General features: G+C 69.8%; 17 protein-coding genes, 1 tRNA gene and 1 pseudogene. 11 read left to right on the top strand and 8 right to left on the bottom strand.

The features are described from left to right. Positions 1 to 744: pseudogene (locus tag WFI52_RS13395) on the bottom strand (hypothetical protein); the annotation flags it as partial. A gap of 198 nt (positions 745 to 942) precedes the next feature. On the opposite strand from WFI52_RS13395, the gene WFI52_RS13390 reads away from it, so the two are divergent. The 6 genes from WFI52_RS13390 (at position 943) to WFI52_RS13365 (ending at position 4,557) form a co-directional block, all read left to right on the top strand. Beyond that, entirely contained in the window at positions 943 to 1,176 is a 234-nt protein-coding gene (locus WFI52_RS13390) for a helix-turn-helix domain-containing protein (protein WP_336627397.1), read from the top strand. Between the two features lie 381 nt (positions 1,177 to 1,557). Then, the gene (locus WFI52_RS13385) at positions 1,558 to 2,109 is read left to right on the top strand and encodes a hypothetical protein (RefSeq protein WP_294981165.1); all 552 of its coding nucleotides are present in this window, start codon (positions 1,558 to 1,560) and stop codon (positions 2,107 to 2,109) included. Then, a complete protein-coding gene (locus tag WFI52_RS13380) occupies positions 2,106 to 2,606 on the top strand; it encodes a helix-turn-helix domain-containing protein (RefSeq protein WP_336627398.1) in 501 nt (166 codons plus the stop codon). Before WFI52_RS13385 ends, WFI52_RS13380 begins: the two co-directional genes overlap by 4 nt. A 429-nt stretch (positions 2,607 to 3,035) precedes the next feature. Then, entirely contained in the window at positions 3,036 to 3,752 is a 717-nt protein-coding gene (locus WFI52_RS13375; RefSeq protein WP_336627399.1) for a hypothetical protein, read from the top strand. A gap of 268 nt (positions 3,753 to 4,020) precedes the next feature. Beyond that, a tRNA-Ser gene (locus WFI52_RS13370) sits at positions 4,021 to 4,096 on the top strand. Positions 4,097 to 4,137: 41 nt separating this feature from the next. After that, positions 4,138 to 4,557 carry an NUDIX hydrolase gene (locus WFI52_RS13365; RefSeq protein ID WP_336627400.1) on the top strand — a complete coding sequence of 140 codons (420 nt, stop codon included), beginning with the start codon at positions 4,138 to 4,140 and terminating at the stop codon, positions 4,555 to 4,557. 22 nt (positions 4,558 to 4,579) lie between these two features. Here the strand turns inward: WFI52_RS13365 and WFI52_RS13360 are convergent, their stop codons facing one another. After that, complete coding sequence (locus WFI52_RS13360; RefSeq protein ID WP_336627401.1) at positions 4,580 to 5,059, bottom strand: aminoacyl-tRNA deacylase; 480 nt, start codon at positions 5,057 to 5,059, stop codon at positions 4,580 to 4,582. Beyond that, the gene (locus WFI52_RS13355; protein WP_336627402.1) at positions 5,052 to 5,621 is read right to left on the bottom strand and encodes a DNA helicase; all 570 of its coding nucleotides are present in this window, start codon (positions 5,619 to 5,621) and stop codon (positions 5,052 to 5,054) included. The genes WFI52_RS13360 and WFI52_RS13355 overlap by 8 nt, the downstream gene beginning before the upstream one ends. 89 nt (positions 5,622 to 5,710) lie before the next feature. Between WFI52_RS13355 and WFI52_RS13350 the strand changes: the two genes are divergently transcribed. Further along, entirely contained in the window at positions 5,711 to 6,268 is a 558-nt protein-coding gene (locus WFI52_RS13350; protein ID WP_336627403.1) for a peptidylprolyl isomerase, read from the top strand. A gap of 18 nt (positions 6,269 to 6,286) precedes the next feature. Further along, positions 6,287 to 7,144, top strand: coding sequence for a rhomboid family intramembrane serine protease (locus tag WFI52_RS13345; RefSeq protein WP_336627404.1), 858 nt, complete (start codon positions 6,287 to 6,289; stop codon positions 7,142 to 7,144). Between the two features lie 88 nt (positions 7,145 to 7,232). Here the strand turns inward: WFI52_RS13345 and WFI52_RS13340 are convergent, their stop codons facing one another. Next, positions 7,233 to 7,472 carry a cell division protein CrgA gene (locus tag WFI52_RS13340; RefSeq protein WP_336627405.1) on the bottom strand — a complete coding sequence of 80 codons (240 nt, stop codon included), beginning with the start codon at positions 7,470 to 7,472 and terminating at the stop codon, positions 7,233 to 7,235. 54 nt (positions 7,473 to 7,526) lie between these two features. Between WFI52_RS13340 and WFI52_RS13335 the strand changes: the two genes are divergently transcribed. From WFI52_RS13335 to WFI52_RS13325, 3 genes are read left to right on the top strand one after another with little or no spacing between them, the layout of a single operon-like run. Then, positions 7,527 to 8,321 carry a class E sortase gene (locus WFI52_RS13335; protein WP_336627406.1) on the top strand — a complete coding sequence of 265 codons (795 nt, stop codon included), beginning with the start codon at positions 7,527 to 7,529 and terminating at the stop codon, positions 8,319 to 8,321. Further along, positions 8,321 to 8,479: a hypothetical protein gene (locus WFI52_RS13330; RefSeq protein WP_292860390.1), complete on the top strand. Its 159-nt coding sequence runs from the start codon at positions 8,321 to 8,323 to the stop codon at positions 8,477 to 8,479. Before WFI52_RS13335 ends, WFI52_RS13330 begins: the two co-directional genes overlap by 1 nt. Further along, the gene (locus WFI52_RS13325) at positions 8,472 to 9,113 is read left to right on the top strand and encodes an anthranilate synthase component II (RefSeq protein ID WP_336627407.1); all 642 of its coding nucleotides are present in this window, start codon (positions 8,472 to 8,474) and stop codon (positions 9,111 to 9,113) included. The genes WFI52_RS13330 and WFI52_RS13325 overlap by 8 nt, the downstream gene beginning before the upstream one ends. Before the next feature lie 24 nt (positions 9,114 to 9,137). On the opposite strand, the gene pknB is transcribed toward WFI52_RS13325, so the two are convergent. Genes pknB through WFI52_RS13305 form a run of 4 tightly spaced genes read right to left on the bottom strand, consistent with a single transcriptional unit; the run spans position 9,138 to position 15,421 of the window. Next, positions 9,138 to 10,844: a Stk1 family PASTA domain-containing Ser/Thr kinase gene (pknB, locus tag WFI52_RS13320; RefSeq protein WP_336627408.1), complete on the bottom strand. Its 1,707-nt coding sequence runs from the start codon at positions 10,842 to 10,844 to the stop codon at positions 9,138 to 9,140. A 58-nt stretch (positions 10,845 to 10,902) separates the two neighbouring features. After that, positions 10,903 to 12,648, bottom strand: coding sequence for a serine/threonine-protein kinase (locus WFI52_RS13315; RefSeq protein ID WP_336627409.1), 1,746 nt, complete (start codon positions 12,646 to 12,648; stop codon positions 10,903 to 10,905). Beyond that, positions 12,645 to 14,105 carry a peptidoglycan D,D-transpeptidase FtsI family protein gene (locus WFI52_RS13310; RefSeq protein ID WP_336627410.1) on the bottom strand — a complete coding sequence of 487 codons (1,461 nt, stop codon included), beginning with the start codon at positions 14,103 to 14,105 and terminating at the stop codon, positions 12,645 to 12,647. Before WFI52_RS13310 ends, WFI52_RS13315 begins: the two co-directional genes overlap by 4 nt. After that, complete coding sequence (locus WFI52_RS13305) at positions 14,102 to 15,421, bottom strand: FtsW/RodA/SpoVE family cell cycle protein (RefSeq protein WP_336627460.1); 1,320 nt, start codon at positions 15,419 to 15,421, stop codon at positions 14,102 to 14,104. Before WFI52_RS13305 ends, WFI52_RS13310 begins: the two co-directional genes overlap by 4 nt. Between the last annotated feature and the right edge of the window lie 54 nt (positions 15,422 to 15,475).

Here is a 15,475-nt window from a genome sequence, read left to right as displayed (position 1 = left end):
GGCACTCATCGCTCGGATACCTCGCACCGGTCGACTACGCTCGGCAATGCACCCATCAACTGGAAACCGACGACTCGCACAGCGACCGGACCGAATGAAGGGGGCGGCCCAGGGGGACAGGTACGGCCGCTCGGGATGCTGGACCGCTCCGGCTCCGACGATCTGGCAGGGGTTCGCGGCGATCAGCCCATCCTGGACGGCGGTGGACATGATGGCTCGGAGGAGGCTGTACGCCTGCCGGAGCCGGGACTCACCGGACGGGAGCGGCCGCGCCGGGGCATCCTTGCCGCGCTCCTTCGCCCGCCGCTGAGCGTCCGCCGCCCGCACCTTCGCGGCCGCCAGGAGGTCACGCCGGGTGCGGGAGTACCAGGCGCGCACGTCGGCCGGGCTGATGGCGCTGAGGGCGCGGTCGTGGAGCGGCTGGAGTTGCGTGGCGAGCACGTCCTCGTAGAGTGCGCGTGTCTTCGGTGCCAACTTGCCGCGCCGCCCGCCGTTGGCGATCCAGTCCGCGGCGTAGGGGCCGAGCGGGGCGAGTCCGGCGCGGTGATCCCGGTAGGTGCCGCGCATCCGGTCCGCGCGGACTCCGGCGATGTGGTCCTGGGCCTCGCGCTTCGTGGGGAACGTGACCGGGGCCGTCATCGGCCGTCCGGCGGGGTCGGGATAGCGGGCCTGCCAGCGGCCGGAGGGCAGTTGCCGGACGCTCCCGAATGCCTGTCGATTGGTCTTCTGTCGCCGCTCAGCCATGTGTTCTCCGTCCGGTCCAGGTGGTGACAGTCTGTAACCAAACCCCAGGTCAGACGGTCATTCCGTGTTGCAAGGCAACCCTACCACCGTGTACACTCGGCTACAGCGGAGGGTGGAGCCCGCCGCGGCGCGTACAGCGCCCCACGCGGTGGAGCCGGGTGGAACGACACGAGTCCGAATCGTTCCCCGGAGGCATCCATGCCCACCACCGCACCCGTCACCGAGCCCACCACCGCGAGCGCCGCCCTGGCCGCCGTCCGCGAGAACCCGCCCGCATTCCTCAGCGTCCGCGAGGTCGCCGCCATCCTGGACCGAGCCCCCAGCCGCGTCTACCAACTCATCGCCGCTGGCACGATCCCCGCCCAGCGGTGGGGCCGCGCGCTCCGAATCAGCACGACGGCCTTCCTGGCCTTCATCGACGGGGAGCGCTGAGATGCCGCTCCACGGGACCGAGCACACACACCGCGCCAGCACCTACGCGGGCGTTCACGCCGCCCTCATCCGCCTCCGCGGCTCCGCGGTCGGGCGACCCTGCCACGGGTGCGGCCGCCCCGCGACCGGGTGGATGAGAATCGGCCCGGCAACGCACATCGGCCGCGATGGCCACGGCAAGCCGGTGAAGTGGTCCACGGACCTCTCCGCCTACGCCTGGGGATGCGCCGCGTGCAATGCCCGAGCCGATCACGGCGGGTCCCTCACCCTCTGCCCCCGCAAGCATGCGCGCGTGGCGTGGGGGACGACGGCGAAGGGCGAGTGCCGCGGATGCCAGCGGGAGCGCAACCGTGCCCGCTACCGGCGGGAAGGAGGGCCGCGATGACGGATGCACGACTGCCCGGCCGGTGGCTCAACGACCCCACCCTGGACGCGCTCACCGACCGGCTCTGGCGAGTCCACAGCGGAGCCCTCATGTGGTCGAACGAGCACGGCACGGATGGCCTGATCCCGCGGCGCACGCTCCGGCTCCTCCACCCGGACGGGGCCACGCCGGACGACGCACGAGGGCTCATCAGCGCCGGGCTCTGGGCCGCCGAAGGGGATGCGTTCCGCGTCCAGGCGTGGGAGCAGACGCAGACGCCTGCCGCCATCGTGGAGCACCAGCGCGAGCGCAATCGGCTGAAGAACCAGGCCCTTCGGGAGCGGGAGCGGGCGAAGCGTGCCGCCGCCTCGGACTCCTCCCCCGTGACCGGTCACGTGACCGGGTACGCCGGAGGACAGGACAGGCAAGGACAGGACAGGACAGGCAAGGCCTCAGACAAGCCGGGGACTACACAACGCGGGAGCACGCACGAATCCGCCACGTCCTGGCCCACACGACTGCCGGGGACCCCGGACACCTGGAGCACCAACCGAGAGGAGACGGCATGAGCGCCGCCAGCATCATCCAGCACCCGGAGGTCGCGGCCGTGCCCGCCGTCCCGGTGCCCTCCCTGCCCGCCGACGTGGACCTGGAGGAGTACAACCTCGGGGACTCGCCGCGGCCGCGCCGGAGGGCGAAGCGCCTGGACCGGCTGACCCGCCGCGCCGAGGCATTCATGCTCCACCGGACCGGGATCGACGCGGCCACCATCGCGGACCGGATGGACGTGCACCCGAAGACCGTTCAGCGGTGGATTCGGGAGGAGGTCCAGCGCATCCCGCAGGAGACAGCCGACGAGATTCGCGCGCTGGAGTTGGCGCGGCTGGATGCCATCCTCGCGCCGCAGATGCGCCTGGCAATGGCCGGGGACCCGAAGGCGGCCGATGTGGTGCTCCGCATCATGGAGCGCCGCGCCCGCTACCTCGGGCTGGACCACGCGAAGCCGGGCGGATTCGAGCAGGTGGGGAGCCTCCTCGACGCGCTGGTGTTCGGAGTTCAGCGGTGAGCGCCGCCGAGCGGTTCGCCCGGTGCTTCGGGCTGATGGACGCGCTGGATCGGCACCTGGAGGAGTTCGCACACGACACCCCCACGCCTCAGCGGCCCTCACAGCCCCGTGAGCGCGCGACGACCGCCACCGGCACCGGCAGGACCACCCGCGGGCATCTCGCCGCCTCAGCAACGCTCGGGGGTGCGTGATGGTCCACGCCGCACCGCGCCCCACCCCGTTGAGCCAGGCACGGGACGCTCAGCGGGAATGCCTGCCCGCCTACCGCGCCGCCCTGGACGCCCTCCCGCCCCGGCACGCCGCCGGGGTCACCGCCTACGTCGCCGCCCTCCACGCTGAGGCCGCCGCGCGCCGCACCGAATCCAACCGCCTCCGGGCGGCCCTTGAAGCCCGCACCCGCGGGGACCACCGCAACGAAGGAGCACGACCATGACCCGCACCGACCTCATCACCACTGCCATCCGCGCCCGTGAGGGCTACGCGGCCGCCGCCACCCTCCGGGACCCGCACCTGACGCCGGAGGGCGTCCGAGCACGCCAGCGCCACGAGGTCGCCGCCATCCGGGCGACTCTGCGCGCCGCCACGCCCGTCATCCCCGCCGCGCCGGACCGTGGCCCCGTGCTGGACGCGCTCCGCCCGAAGACGGCCGACGACCACGCCACCCTGGGCCGGGAGCGGGAGAAGGTCCGCGCCCTCGTCTACGCCGGTCAGGACCCCTCGCAGGGCTTCGAGCGGGAGCCCGGCCAGCGCCTCCAGGACGTGATCGCACACGCGGACCGCACCCGCCTCGCCGCGATCCTGGACGACCTGGAGGTCATGCCGCACCTTCTCGCCCACGAGGACCGGGACCGGCTCATCACCGCGTACAGCGACCTGATCTGGGACCGCCTCTGCCAGGTGGACCCCGCCGCGCTCGCCATCCACGAGCAGGAGCGCGCGACGGCCGAGCCCGCCGCATGGGCCGCCGTCCTCGGGGACCTCGCCGCCACGGGCGACACGACCCCGGAGTCCCTGGCGCTCCTGCACCGTGCCGACCCGGATGCCTACCGCCTCCTCGTGGACGGGGACCGCGTGCACATCACCGTGCCCGGCGCTCAGGCGGGCATCCCGCTCATGCTGGAGGACCTGGAGCGCGCCACCGTGTGACGCCCTCCTCACCGCTGGGGCGGTCCCGGGTCGTAGATGGCCGGGGCCGCCCCTTTCTCGTGCCCGCCGGACGCCAAAACGTAACCCCATGTCGGAGCGCTCTCGTGCCGCTTATCCACAGCCCGCGGCACCCGTCCGGCCGGGAGCGGATCGGTGCCGCTGATGCCCGTCTGGGGGTGGCTCATCCGTGCCAGAGTCGTGCCACTAGGGGGCTGTACGTGCCAGTAAACGGCTATACGACGCTGGAGCCGTGAGCCCTGGAGACGCGGGATTCTGCGGGAGTTCGGCCATGCGTAACCTGCTTTGCAAGCAGGATGTCGGGAGTTCGATTCTCCCAGGCTCCACACCTCTCTCATCGCACAGGCGCCTTCGCTAGGATCGCGGAATGGACCTGCGGGTGGCCGCCTACGCCGTCATCGTCGACGCGCGCGGAATGCTGCTCGCGCACTGGCACGATGGTCCCCGGGCCGCGTGGACGCTCCCCGGCGGCGGCCTCGAAGCGGGTGAGGATCCGGCGGATGCCGTCGTGCGCGAAGTGCGCGAGGAGACCGGCTTCGATGTCGTGGTCGACGAACTCCTCGGCATCCATTCACGCGTCATACCGGCGCGTCAGCGCATTGCGCCGGGCGCCGCCGGGCCTCTCCACACACTCCGCATCGTCTACCGGGCGCGTGTCGTCGACGGAGAGCTGCGCGACGAAGTCGGCGGATCGACCGACCGGGCGGCGTGGTTCGCTCTCGACGCCGTCGAGGATCTGCACCGGGTGCAGCTCGTCGACCTCGCGCGCGAGATGGCGGGTGTGTGAGTCGCGCTGCGGGCGCACACGATCAGCGCGCTGAGGCGGGCTGCGAGATGTCGGCGACCGTCGCGCCATAAGCCGCGATGAGCGCGTCGGCGTCGACGAACAGACTGTAGCCGTGCGCGCCGGCGCCCATCGCGATCCGCCGCCCGCTGATCGAGGCGTCGGCGTAGACCGGCCAGTCGTTCGCGCTGCCGATCGGGGTGATCGTGCCGCGTTCATACCCCGTCGCTGCGAGGGCGAGCGACGGATCGGGCAACTGCAGTTTGTTCACCCCGACGACGGCGCGCAGCTTCGGCCACGAGATCGCGAGATCGCCCGGGATCAGCGCGAAAAGGTAGGTGTCATCGGCCCGCTTGACGACGAGCGTCTTGACGATGTCCTCGGGCTGCAGCCCGAGGAGCGATGCCGCCTCGGCGAGGCTCGATGCCGCGGGCCGCTCGCGCAACTCGATCTCGAGCCCGCGCGCGGCGGCCGCCGCGCGCACGTGGTCGAGCGGATCAGGCATCCGGCGCGCGCAGCGGGTCGTCCGCGACCCACAGCTCGTCATCCGCGCGCAGCGTCTGCCATGCCGCGTAGATCACGCCGGCCGCCGCAGCGACGCCGAGCAGGATCGCGATGACGCCACCGGCGCTCACGCCCTTCTTCGGCGGCGCCACGACGAGCTGCTTGGATGCCCGCTTGCCGTACTTCTCCGCCTTCTTCTGCAGCGCGGCGAAATCGACCGATCCGAACCCGCGCCCCGCGGCGAGGTCCGAGCGCTTCTCATTGGCGGCATCCCACACGCTCAGCGCCGATCCGATCACGGCACCGGCCGCCGGGACCAGCTTCTCGTTGTAGACCTTGCGCGACGTCTTGACGCCCTGGTCCACGTACGGCGCGGCGTACTTCTCGTACGTGTGCTGCACGGTGGGCACGACCTGCTCCCGGTTGTAGTTCCCGAGCTGACGCCCCGCCTCACGCGCGACCTCCCCCGCCTGACCGAGCAGAACCTGCTGTGACTCCCACAGCGTGCTCGCCTGGTCCTGAAGCTTGCGGAGTTCCTTCTTGCGCTTACGGCTGAGGCTCACGGTGCCCTCCCTGATCCGGGGTCGTTTCTCCCCATCTTGCCAGACGCTCGCGACGTCGGAAGGGGTTGACAGGTGGGAGAATACCCAGCATGACGATCCACACCGCCGTAGCCACCATCCACACCAACCATGGCGACATCGTCGTCAACCTCTTCGGCGATCACGCGCCGAAGACGGTCAAGAACTTCACGGGTCTCGCCGACGGATCGCAGGCGTGGACCAACCCCGCGACAGGCCAGGCGGGCGAAGGTCCCCTCTACACCGACGTCATCTTCCACCGGATCATCCCGAACTTCATGATCCAGGGCGGCGACCCGCTCGGTCAGGGCATCGGCGGACCGGGCTACAACTTCGACGACGAGATCCACCCCGAGCTGAACTTCAACGCTCCCTACATCCTCGCGATGGCGAACGCGGGCCTGCGCCGGAACGCCATCACCGGCAAGGCCGAAGGGACCAACGGGTCGCAGTTCTTCATCACGACCGACCCGACCCCGTGGCTGCAGGGCAAGCACACGATCTTCGGCGAGGTCGCCGATGACGCTTCCCGCGCCGTCGTCGACGAGATCGCCGCGGTGCGCACGGGAGCCGGCGACCGCCCGGTCGAGCCCGTCGTCATCAGCTCGATCGACATCGCCGCCGTCTGAGAGCCGACGCCCCGTCACGTGAGCGACTCCGCGTTCCAGACCAATCCGGACAACTTCTGCTACCGGCACCCGGACCGGCAGAGCTTCGTGCTGTGCCAGCGGTGCCTGCGCACGATCTGCCCGGAGTGCCAGACACCGCTTCCGGTGGGTGTCATCTGCCCGGAATGCCTCGCGGAGCAGCAGAAGCAGCACAAGGCGAACGTGACCCGGATGCCGCGCCGCCGCCGCCTCGCGCGTGCGGCGGCGAGCGGCACGCCGGTGGTCACCTACACGCTCATGGGGGCGTCGATCTTCTTCTACCTGCTGGGATTGATCCCGGGCGGGTTCGGCAATATCGTTCAGGTCTGGCTCGCCTTCAACGGCCAGCTGGCCTATACGCAGCCGTGGCGACTCGTCACGGTCACCCTCGTGCATGCGAGCGTGTGGCACATCGCCCTCAACATGCTCGCGCTCTGGGCACTCGGACGCAGCCTGGAACCGCTGCTCGGTCGATGGCGCTTCCTCGCGCTCTACCTCCTGAGCGCTGTGGGCGGCTCCGTGTTGACCGCTCTGCTCGCTCCGACGACGTGGGTCGTCGGAGCCTCCGGCGCCGTCTGGGGTCTGCTCGGCGCGATGTTCGTGATCGGCCGGCACATCGGGGCCAATGTCACGGCGATCGCGGTGCTCCTGGGGTTGAACCTTCTCATCACGTTCCTGCCAGGGTCCGGCATCGCGTGGCAGGCGCACATCGGTGGCGGACTCGTCGGCGCGCTCGTGGGGTTCATCTTCGCGCGCACGCGCGCCATCCGGCAGCAACGCACACAGGTGTGGCTCCTCGTCGCCGTCACGGTCGGACTCGTCGCGCTGCTCGCGGTCCCGCTCCTCATCTATCGCTGAGCGGAGAGTTATCCACACCTTCGTCCACAGATGGGGATGAATAACACCGGTGTAATTCACACCCCGTGGAGGAAGGTGTGGAGAGCGATCAACGCCAGCGTGTCGTCATGAGGAACCCGACGAAGGCGATACCGAACCCGATCACCAGGTTCCAACCGCCGATGCCGGGGACGGGCAGCGCCTGACCGCTGAGGTAGAAGACGATCACCCAGAGCAGTCCGAGGATCATGAGGCCCAGCATGATGGGCTTGAACCACACCGGGTTGGGGGCGGCTTCGCCCTCCGGGCGCTCGGTGAGCTGCTCGTCGTCCTTGCCAGATCGTGCCATGCGGCGATTCTACCTGCCAGCCTCGGCACAGCCGAGCTGTGCGAGAATCCGACTATGGGGGAAACCGCGACGACGACACGGCGGCCACGCCGCGTACCGCGTCGGCGCGCATCGTTCGTCGGAGTGCTCGGCGAAATCCTCATCACCCTCGGCGTCGTCGCGTTGCTCTACGTGGCCTGGCAGATGTGGGTCGGCGACTGGATCATCAGCGCCGAGAAGCACAAGGAAGCCAGCGCGCTCTCGCAGAGCTGGATGACACCCTCGCCGACGGCCACCGACACGGCACCACCCTCTCCGACACCCAGCGCCAGTGCCGCCCCGGTCGAGACGGTGGTTCCGGTGCAGGCGCAGCCCGACCACGGGACTCCGTTCGGCGTGATGTTCATCCCCCGTTTCGGGCCGGCGTGGCAGTTCACGATCGCTGCGGGAACGTCGCGCACCGACATCCTGGATCAGGGTGAGATCGGGCACTACGCCGACACCGCGATGCCGGGCGACGTCGGCAACACCGTCTACGCCGCGCACCGCTGGACCTCGGGGGCCCCCTTCGACCCGATCGACCAACTCGTCATCGGCGATGCCATCGTCATCCAGACACCCGACGGCTGGTACACCTACCGATTCCGCACACTCGAGTATGTGCAGGACACTCAGGTCGAGGTCCTGCTGCCGGTCCCGCAGCAGGTCGGCGTCGCGGCGAACGGACGGTATCTGACCCTCACATCGTGCGCCCCGAAGCTCAACATGCTCGAGCGCATCATCGCGTACGCCGTCTTCGACAGCTTCACCCCCACCTCCGCGGGCCCGCCCGCTTCGCTCGCCGCGCCGACCGTAGGAGCCTCGTCCTGATGTACGCCGCACTCTGGCGCCTTCTTCCCGGTCCCGCATGGGTGCGGGTGCTCATCCTGCTCGTCCTCGTCGCCGCGATCCTCTACGGGCTCTTCTGGTACGTCTTCCCGTGGGCGCAGCAGTTTATCTCCCCGCAGGAGTCGACCATCGGTGGCTGATGTCCTCGTGGTCGACAACCACGACAGCTTCGTGCACACGCTCGTCGGCTACCTCCACGAACTCGGAGCGACGACGCGGATGATCGAGGCGGATGCCGTCGTGGACCCCGTCGCAGAGGTGCAGGGCAGTCGCGGCATCCTCGTCTCGCCGGGGCCGGGCCGGCCGGAGGACGCCGGCGCCTCGATCGATGTCGTCCGCACGGCGGCGGCGCGCGGCATCCCGCTCCTCGGTGTGTGCCTCGGCCACCAGGCGCTCGCGGTCGCGTTCGGCGCGCGCGTGACGGAGGCCCCCGAGCTCATGCACGGCACCACGAGTGCGGTGCAGCACGACGGCGACGGAATCTTCGCAGGACTGCCCTCCCCCCTCACCGCGACGCGCTATCACTCGCTTGCGGTCGATGAGGCGACGCTTCCGGACGACCTCGTCGTGACGGCGCGCACGGCGTCGGGCGTCGTCATGGCGCTCGCCCATCGGACGCTGCCGTTGTGCGGGGTCCAGTTCCACCCCGAAGCCGTGCTCACGGTGGGGGGCTATCGACTGCTCGGGAACTGGCTCACGCAGATCGGCGCCCCGACGCTCGCGGGTGCGGCGGCGCGCGGAGCGGTGCTGACGCCGCACCGGCTCGTCGGCTGAGTCAGCGCCGCGGCGCACGTCGGATCAGGGCCGGCCGGTGCAGACGGTGAGCTCGACCGTCGAGTGGATCGGCACGTCGCCGGGGGGGAGGGACTGGGCCGAGACAGTCGGATCGCCGCGCCCGGCGGGGCAGGACGCGTCCTCCACGACCGAGGGCGTCAGCTTCACATCGTCGGCAGTGAGCGTACGCTGGGCAGCCTCGACCGTGTACCCCACGACGTCGACGAGGGTCACCGTTCCGCTCGCGACGACGAGGTTGACGGCGGTGCCGATGGGGATCTGGTCGCCGGGTGTCCGATCGGCGGAGATGACCGTGCCGGCGGTGAGCTCCGGATCGTTCCGTGTCGTCACCGATCCGAGCGCGAGCTGGGCCGATGTCAGGGCCGCGGTCGCCGCCTCGGTGGACAGACCTGCGAGCTCCGGCACCGTGCTCACCTCTTGGCCCGTCGAGACGTACACCTTGACCGTCTGGTCCGGCGCCACGGTGATGCCCGCTGCGGGCTCGGTGCGGATGACGTTGCCTGCGGCGATCTTGTCGCTGCTCTCCTCCAGGCGATTCGCCTGCAGGTCCTGTGCGAACAGCATCTCGTTCGCGCGCTCCCACGACATGTCGACGACGTCGGGGACGACGCGCGCGTTGTCGGGGATCGTCGTTCCGGGTCGGCTCGTGACGACCCAGAACAGCACCGAGATCAGGACGACCGCGAGGACGGTGATGCCCGCCCAGATCCACGCCGCGGGCGGACCCGCCTGCGTGCGCTTCATGGTCGTGTCGGTGGAGAGCTGGCGCAGCGATCGGGCGGTCTCCGCGGCGTGGCGCGGGTTGTCGCCGTACAGCTCGCTCGTCAGCGCACCGACCTGCTTCTTGCTGGGCACGTGGCCTTCGGCCGTGGCATCCAGCGCCTGGCGGAACGCACCGGCATCCTGGTAACGCTGGAACGGATCCTTCGCGAGCGCGCGGAGTGCGACGGCATCGAGCGACCGCGGGACGGTCTCGACGATCTCCGACGGCGCGAGGGGCGTCTCGCTCACATGCTGATACGCGACCGCGACCGGGGTGTCGCCGCGGAACGGCGGCCGACCGGTGAGCATCTCGTAGAGCACGACACCGGTCGAGTACACGTCGGCGCGGGAGTCGACGGGTTCGCCCTTCGCCTGCTCGGGCGAGAAGTAGGCCGCGGTGCCGATGATCGCCGTCGTCTCAGCGACCGTGGAGGACGAATCCGAGACGGCGCGGGCGATGCCGAAGTCCATCACCTTGACCTGACCGTCGCCGGTCACCATGACGTTGCCGGGCTTGATGTCGCGGTGCACGACGCCGGCGCGATGCGAGTACTCGAGTGCCTCGAGAATGCCGTCGGTGTAGCGCAGGGCATCGGGGATCGGCACGGGGCCGTCGTCGATGATGTCCTTCAGCAGATGCCCCGACACCAGCTCCATGACGATGTAGGGCACCGGATGGGTCGTGCCGTCGGCATCCGTATCGCAGTCCTCGCCGGCATCGTAGACGCGCACGATCGTCGGATGCGACATACGCGAGGCGGCCTGCGCCTCCAGCCGGAAGCGCGTGCGGAAGGCGGGGTCGGCGGCGAGCTCGCGCTTGAGGATCTTGATCGCGACCTGGCGTCCGAGGGTGACGTCCTGACCGCGGTAGACGCTGGCCATGCCGCCGCGCCCGATCAGCTCGTCGACCCGATAGCGGTCGGACAGCACGCGCGACTTCACAGACACTTCTCCCCCTGGCAACACTCCGCCGCCAGCCTAACCGACCGCGTCCGAGTACTTCCCGTCAGCTGCCGGGCGTCGCTGACGGCGTCGGCGTGATCGTCGCGACCGTCTGCGCGGAGCTCGGCGACGTGCGCACGTTGCCGGAGCTGTTCTCGCACTCGACGACGTAGTCCACGACGACCGTCCCCGAGGGCCCGGCGATGATCACCGCCGGCTGCTGACCGATGAGGAAGGAAGCCTCGGTGCCGCCTCCGGCCTGGAACGTCCCCCCGCTGACGGTGAAGACGTAGTTGGTCGGCGTGTACCCGGCGGGGCACGAGTAACCCTGCCAGGTGGCGTCGAGCTCGCCGCCCGCCGCGACAGAGGTCGCGCTCAGCGTCGGCGATCCCGGCTGAGCCATGGGCGTCTGGTCGGCGTACACGGTCAGCGTGACGACTGTCGTCGCGGGGACGTTGCCGCCGCTCGGGTCGGTCTTGTAGACCTTGCCGACCTGGTCCTCCGAGGGGGCGGCGTCGCCATCGGCGCAGGTTGCGGCGGCGGTGAATCCGGCGGCGGTGAGCGCGCTCTTCGCCTCGTCGCAGGTCTTGCCCTTGAGCTCGATCGCGCCCAGGTTGATGTTGGCGACCGTCGGCGACGCGCTCGGTGTCTTCGAGGGCGGCGCCGAAGACGGGGCCGACGAGGTGGTCTCCGCCGGTGCCGGCTTCTGGTTCGCGAACAGGGCGAAGAGCGTCCCGCCGAGGACGAGCAGCAGGAGCACGATGAGCGCGATGAGCGGCCACGTCCACGGGCTGCGCTTCTTCTTGGCGGGCTCGGCTGCCGGGTCGGCATCGGTGGCGACGGCCGCCGCGGCAGGAGCGGCGCCCGCCATGGGCAGGATGCGCGTCGTGTCTTCACCGCTGCCGGCCCCACCCGGTGTGAGCAGCTGCGTCGCGGCATCCACACGTCCGGCGCCCGCGATCGCCGGGACGATCGCGACAGCGCCGGCGATGTCGCCGCGACGGAGGGCGGTCGCGGCCCGAGCGACGGCGGACGCCGTTGCAGGCCGGTCCTCCGGCTTCTTCGCGATCATCGACATGACGAAGTTGCGCACCGGCTCGGCGATCGTCTCGGGCAGGGGAGGCGGGGCGTCGTTGATCTGCGCCATCGCGATCGCGACCTGCGACTCGCCCGTGAAGGGGCGCTTGCCGGCGAGGCACTCGTACGCGACGATGCCCAGCGAATAGATGTCGGTTGCGGGGGATGCCGGGTGGCCGGAGGCCTGCTCGGGCGAGAGGTACTGCACCGTGCCCATGACCTGGCCGGTCGCGGTCAGCGGCACCTGGTCGGCGATGCGGGCGATGCCGAAGTCGGTGATCTTGACGCGCCCGTCGGGCGTGATGAGGAGGTTTCCGGGCTTGATGTCGCGGTGGACGAGGCCGGCCGCGTGCGCGGCCTGCAGAGCTGCCGCGGTCTGGGCGACGATGTCGAGCGTCTTGTCGGTGGAGAGGGTCGTCTCGCGCTCGAGGATCGTCGACAGTGCCTCTCCCGGCACGAGCTCCATCACGAGGAAGGCCGAGCCGTTCTCCTCGCCGTAGTCGAAGACGCTCGCGATGCCCTCGTGGTTGACGAGGGCGGCGTGACGGGCCTCGGCACGGAAGCGCTCGAGGAAGCCCGGGTCGCCCATGTACTCGTCCTTGAGGATCTTGATGGCGACCGTGCGCCCGATCACGTGATCGGTGGCCTCCCAGACCTCGCCCATCCCGCCGATCGCGATCCGCGAGTCCAGTTCGTAACGTCCCCCGAAGCTCACACCTTGCGTCGGTCTCATCTGCTCAGCACCGCCTCTAGTACTTTCTTCGCGATGGGGGCCGCGATCCCGTTGCTCGTCCCGGACTGTCCGAGCCCTCCGCCGTTCTCGATCATGACCGCGACGGCGACCTGGGGGTCATCCGCCGGGGCGAAACCGGTGAACCAGAGAGTGTACGGATCACCTGGTCCGTGCTCGGCCGTGCCGGTCTTCCCGGCGACGTCGACGCCGTCTATTCTTGCACCGCTCGCTGCGCCGTCGCTGACATTGGCGATCATGAGCGAGGTCATCGTCGCGGCATCCGCATCGCTCAGCGCACGATCGAACTGTGCGTCCTCGAACGTCTGCTGCACGGTGAGATCGGGCGCGACGACCCGATCGACCATGCGCGGGTTCATGACGATCCCCTTGTTCGCGATGCCGGCGGCGACAAGGGCCATCTGCAGCGGCGTCGCCTGCACGTTCTGCTGGCCGAAGCCGGTGAGGCCGGTCTGCGCGTCATCGAGGGGGCCGGCGGGGTAGACCGAGGCATCCGTCGTCAGCGGAATCTCGAACGCGGTGCCGAAGCCGTACTTCTTCGCCTCGGCGCGGATCGCGTCGTCGCCGAGCGCGATCGCGAGTTGCGCCATCGGGATGTTGCAGCTGAGGCGAAGGGCCGTCGCGAGGGTGACGGTGTCGCCGGGGCCGCACGCGCCCCCGTCGAAGTTGTGGATCGTCTGCGACGTCCCGGGCAGCACATAGCTCGACGGGTTCTGGAACGTGGAGTCGGGCGTGAACTGTCCCGAGGCGAGGGCGGCGGATGCCACGACGAGCTTGAACGTCGATCCGGGCGGGTTGAGGCTCGAACCGATCGCACGGTTCCACAGCGGGTTCGTCGCGCTCGCCACCAGGTCGTCGTACGTCGCGTTGACGGCCTCGGCGTCATGGACGGCGAGGGTGTTCGTGTCGTAGCTCGGACTCGTGACCATCGCGAGGATGCGCCCGGTCTTCGGCTCGATCGCCACGACGGCCCCCTCGTAGTCGCCGAGGGCCTGGTACGCCGCGCGCTGGATCGCGGGGTCGAGCGTCAGCAGCACATTCGAGCCGCGCGGCGGCTGCCCCGTGATGATGCGGTCGATGCGGGAGAGGAACTGCGATCCGGCGGTGCCGGACAGCTCGCTGTTCATCGCGCGCTCGATACCCGTCGCCGAATTGAGAACGGGGTTGATGTACCCCGTCACGGGAGCCCACATCGCGGCATCCGTGTATTGGCGCTGCCAGCTGTAGATGTCGTCCGACGGTACCGACTGCGCGATCACCTCGTCGCCCGCGATGATCGACCCGCGTTGCACCTCGAACGAGTCGTAGAGGGCACGGCGGTTGTGCTCGTTGTCGGCGAGGTCCTGCGCTTGGACGACCTGGATCCAGCTCGTCGCGCCGAACAGGGCGACGAACATCGCGAGCATGATGAGGCTGAGGCGCCGGAGCTCTTTGGTCACCCGATCACCACCCGCGGGCGCGAGCGGACCGCATCGGAGATGCGCAGCAGAAGCGCCACGATGATCCAGTTCGCGATGAGCGACGATCCGCCGGCGGCGAGGAACGGCGTCGTGAGTCCCGTGAGGGGGATGAGCCGCGTGACGCCGCCGACCATGATGAACACCTGCAGCGCGATCGTGAACGACAGGCCCGTCGCGAGGAGCTTGCCGAAGTCGTCCTGACCCGCGAGACCGACCCGGACGCCGCGGCTCGTGAAGACCATGTACAGACACAGGATCGCGAACACGCCGATGAGTCCGAGCTCCTCGCCGAGGCTCGGGAAGATGTAGTCGCTCTGCGACAACGGGGTGAGGCCCGGTCGGCCCTGGCCGAGACCGGTGCCGATGAGGCCGCCGTGCGCCAGTCCGAAGATGCCGCTGACGAGCTGATAACTCGATCCGTCGACCGTATCGGGGTCGAACGGGTACAGCCAGTTCGTGAAGCGCGCCTGCACATACGGCAGGATGCTCGTCGCGGCCGCGACGCCGATGGCGGCGAGCGTCAGGCCGATCACGACCCAGCTGGTCTTGCCCGTCGCGACGTACAGCATGGCGACGAACATGCCGAAGATGAGCATTCCCGTGCCGAGGTCGCGCTGCAGCACGATGATCGCCATCGCGCCGGCCCACAGCAGGAGGAGGGGGCCGAGCTCGCGCGGGCGGGGCCACGTCATGCCGAGGAACCGCGTGCCGACGGAGGTCAGCGCTTCACGCGTGCGCACGAGGTAGCCGGCGAAGAAGATCGCGAGGCAGATCTTGGCGAGCTCGCCCGGCTGGAACGAGAAGAACCCGCCGATCGAGATCCAGACGTCCGCGTTCTGATCGGTGCCGAGGCCCGGGATGAACGGCAGGAGCAGCAGCAGGATGCCGGCGAAGCCGAAGACGTAGGTGTACCGCAGGAGTACCCGGTAGTTGCGGAGAGCGATGACGATCGCCACGGCCGCTGCGATGGCGATCGCGAGCCATGCGAGCTGGCGGGTGGAGTACGCTGCCCAGCCCGAATCGCCGTCCTCGATGTCGATGCGGTAGATCATCGCGAGTCCGAGACCCGACAGCACCGTCGCGATCGGCACGACGAACGGGTCGGCCTGCGGCGCGCGGTAGCGCAGCACGATGTGCATGCCCAGGACGAGCACCGTGAGGCCGCCGCAGTAATACAGGAAGGTCCAGTCGATGTGCCCGGTCGCGCCGAGCTGCACGAGCGCGACGGCGGACGCGTTGATGAGGAACGCGAACACCAGCAGACCCAGCTCGCGGTTGCGCTGCGTCTGCGGCATCCGGATGCGTCGGAGCGCCTTGATGATCGTCGTGTCGGTGGTGACGGGTGCGGC

The sequence above is a fragment of the Microbacterium sp. MMO-20 genome (genome assembly GCF_037147735.1).
In the GTDB taxonomy this organism is placed as follows: Bacteria; Actinomycetota; Actinomycetes; order Actinomycetales; family Microbacteriaceae; genus Microbacterium.
The sequence above is the reverse complement of the archived record's forward strand: the minus strand, read 5'-3'. Positions and strand labels throughout refer to the sequence as shown.

Coding starts and splice junctions, on each gene's coding strand:
- WFI52_RS13390 (WP_336627397.1), top strand. CDS start 943: ATGCCCACCACCGCACCCGTCACCGAGCCCACCACCGCGAGCGCCGCC.
- WFI52_RS13385 (WP_294981165.1), top strand. CDS start 1,558: ATGACGGATGCACGACTGCCCGGCCGGTGGCTCAACGACCCCACCCTG.
- WFI52_RS13380 (WP_336627398.1), top strand. CDS start 2,106: ATGAGCGCCGCCAGCATCATCCAGCACCCGGAGGTCGCGGCCGTGCCC.
- WFI52_RS13375 (WP_336627399.1), top strand. CDS start 3,036: ATGACCCGCACCGACCTCATCACCACTGCCATCCGCGCCCGTGAGGGC.
- WFI52_RS13365 (WP_336627400.1), top strand. CDS start 4,138: ATGGACCTGCGGGTGGCCGCCTACGCCGTCATCGTCGACGCGCGCGGA.
- WFI52_RS13360 (WP_336627401.1), bottom strand. CDS start 5,059: ATGCCTGATCCGCTCGACCACGTGCGCGCGGCGGCCGCCGCGCGCGGG.
- WFI52_RS13350 (WP_336627403.1), top strand. CDS start 5,711: ATGACGATCCACACCGCCGTAGCCACCATCCACACCAACCATGGCGAC.
- WFI52_RS13340 (WP_336627405.1), bottom strand. CDS start 7,472: ATGGCACGATCTGGCAAGGACGACGAGCAGCTCACCGAGCGCCCGGAG.
- WFI52_RS13335 (WP_336627406.1), top strand. CDS start 7,527: ATGGGGGAAACCGCGACGACGACACGGCGGCCACGCCGCGTACCGCGT.
- WFI52_RS13330 (WP_292860390.1), top strand. CDS start 8,321: ATGTACGCCGCACTCTGGCGCCTTCTTCCCGGTCCCGCATGGGTGCGG.
- WFI52_RS13315 (WP_336627409.1), bottom strand. CDS start 12,648: ATGAGACCGACGCAAGGTGTGAGCTTCGGGGGACGTTACGAACTGGAC.
- WFI52_RS13305 (WP_336627460.1), bottom strand. CDS start 15,421: ATGCCGCAGACGCAGCGCAACCGCGAGCTGGGTCTGCTGGTGTTCGCG.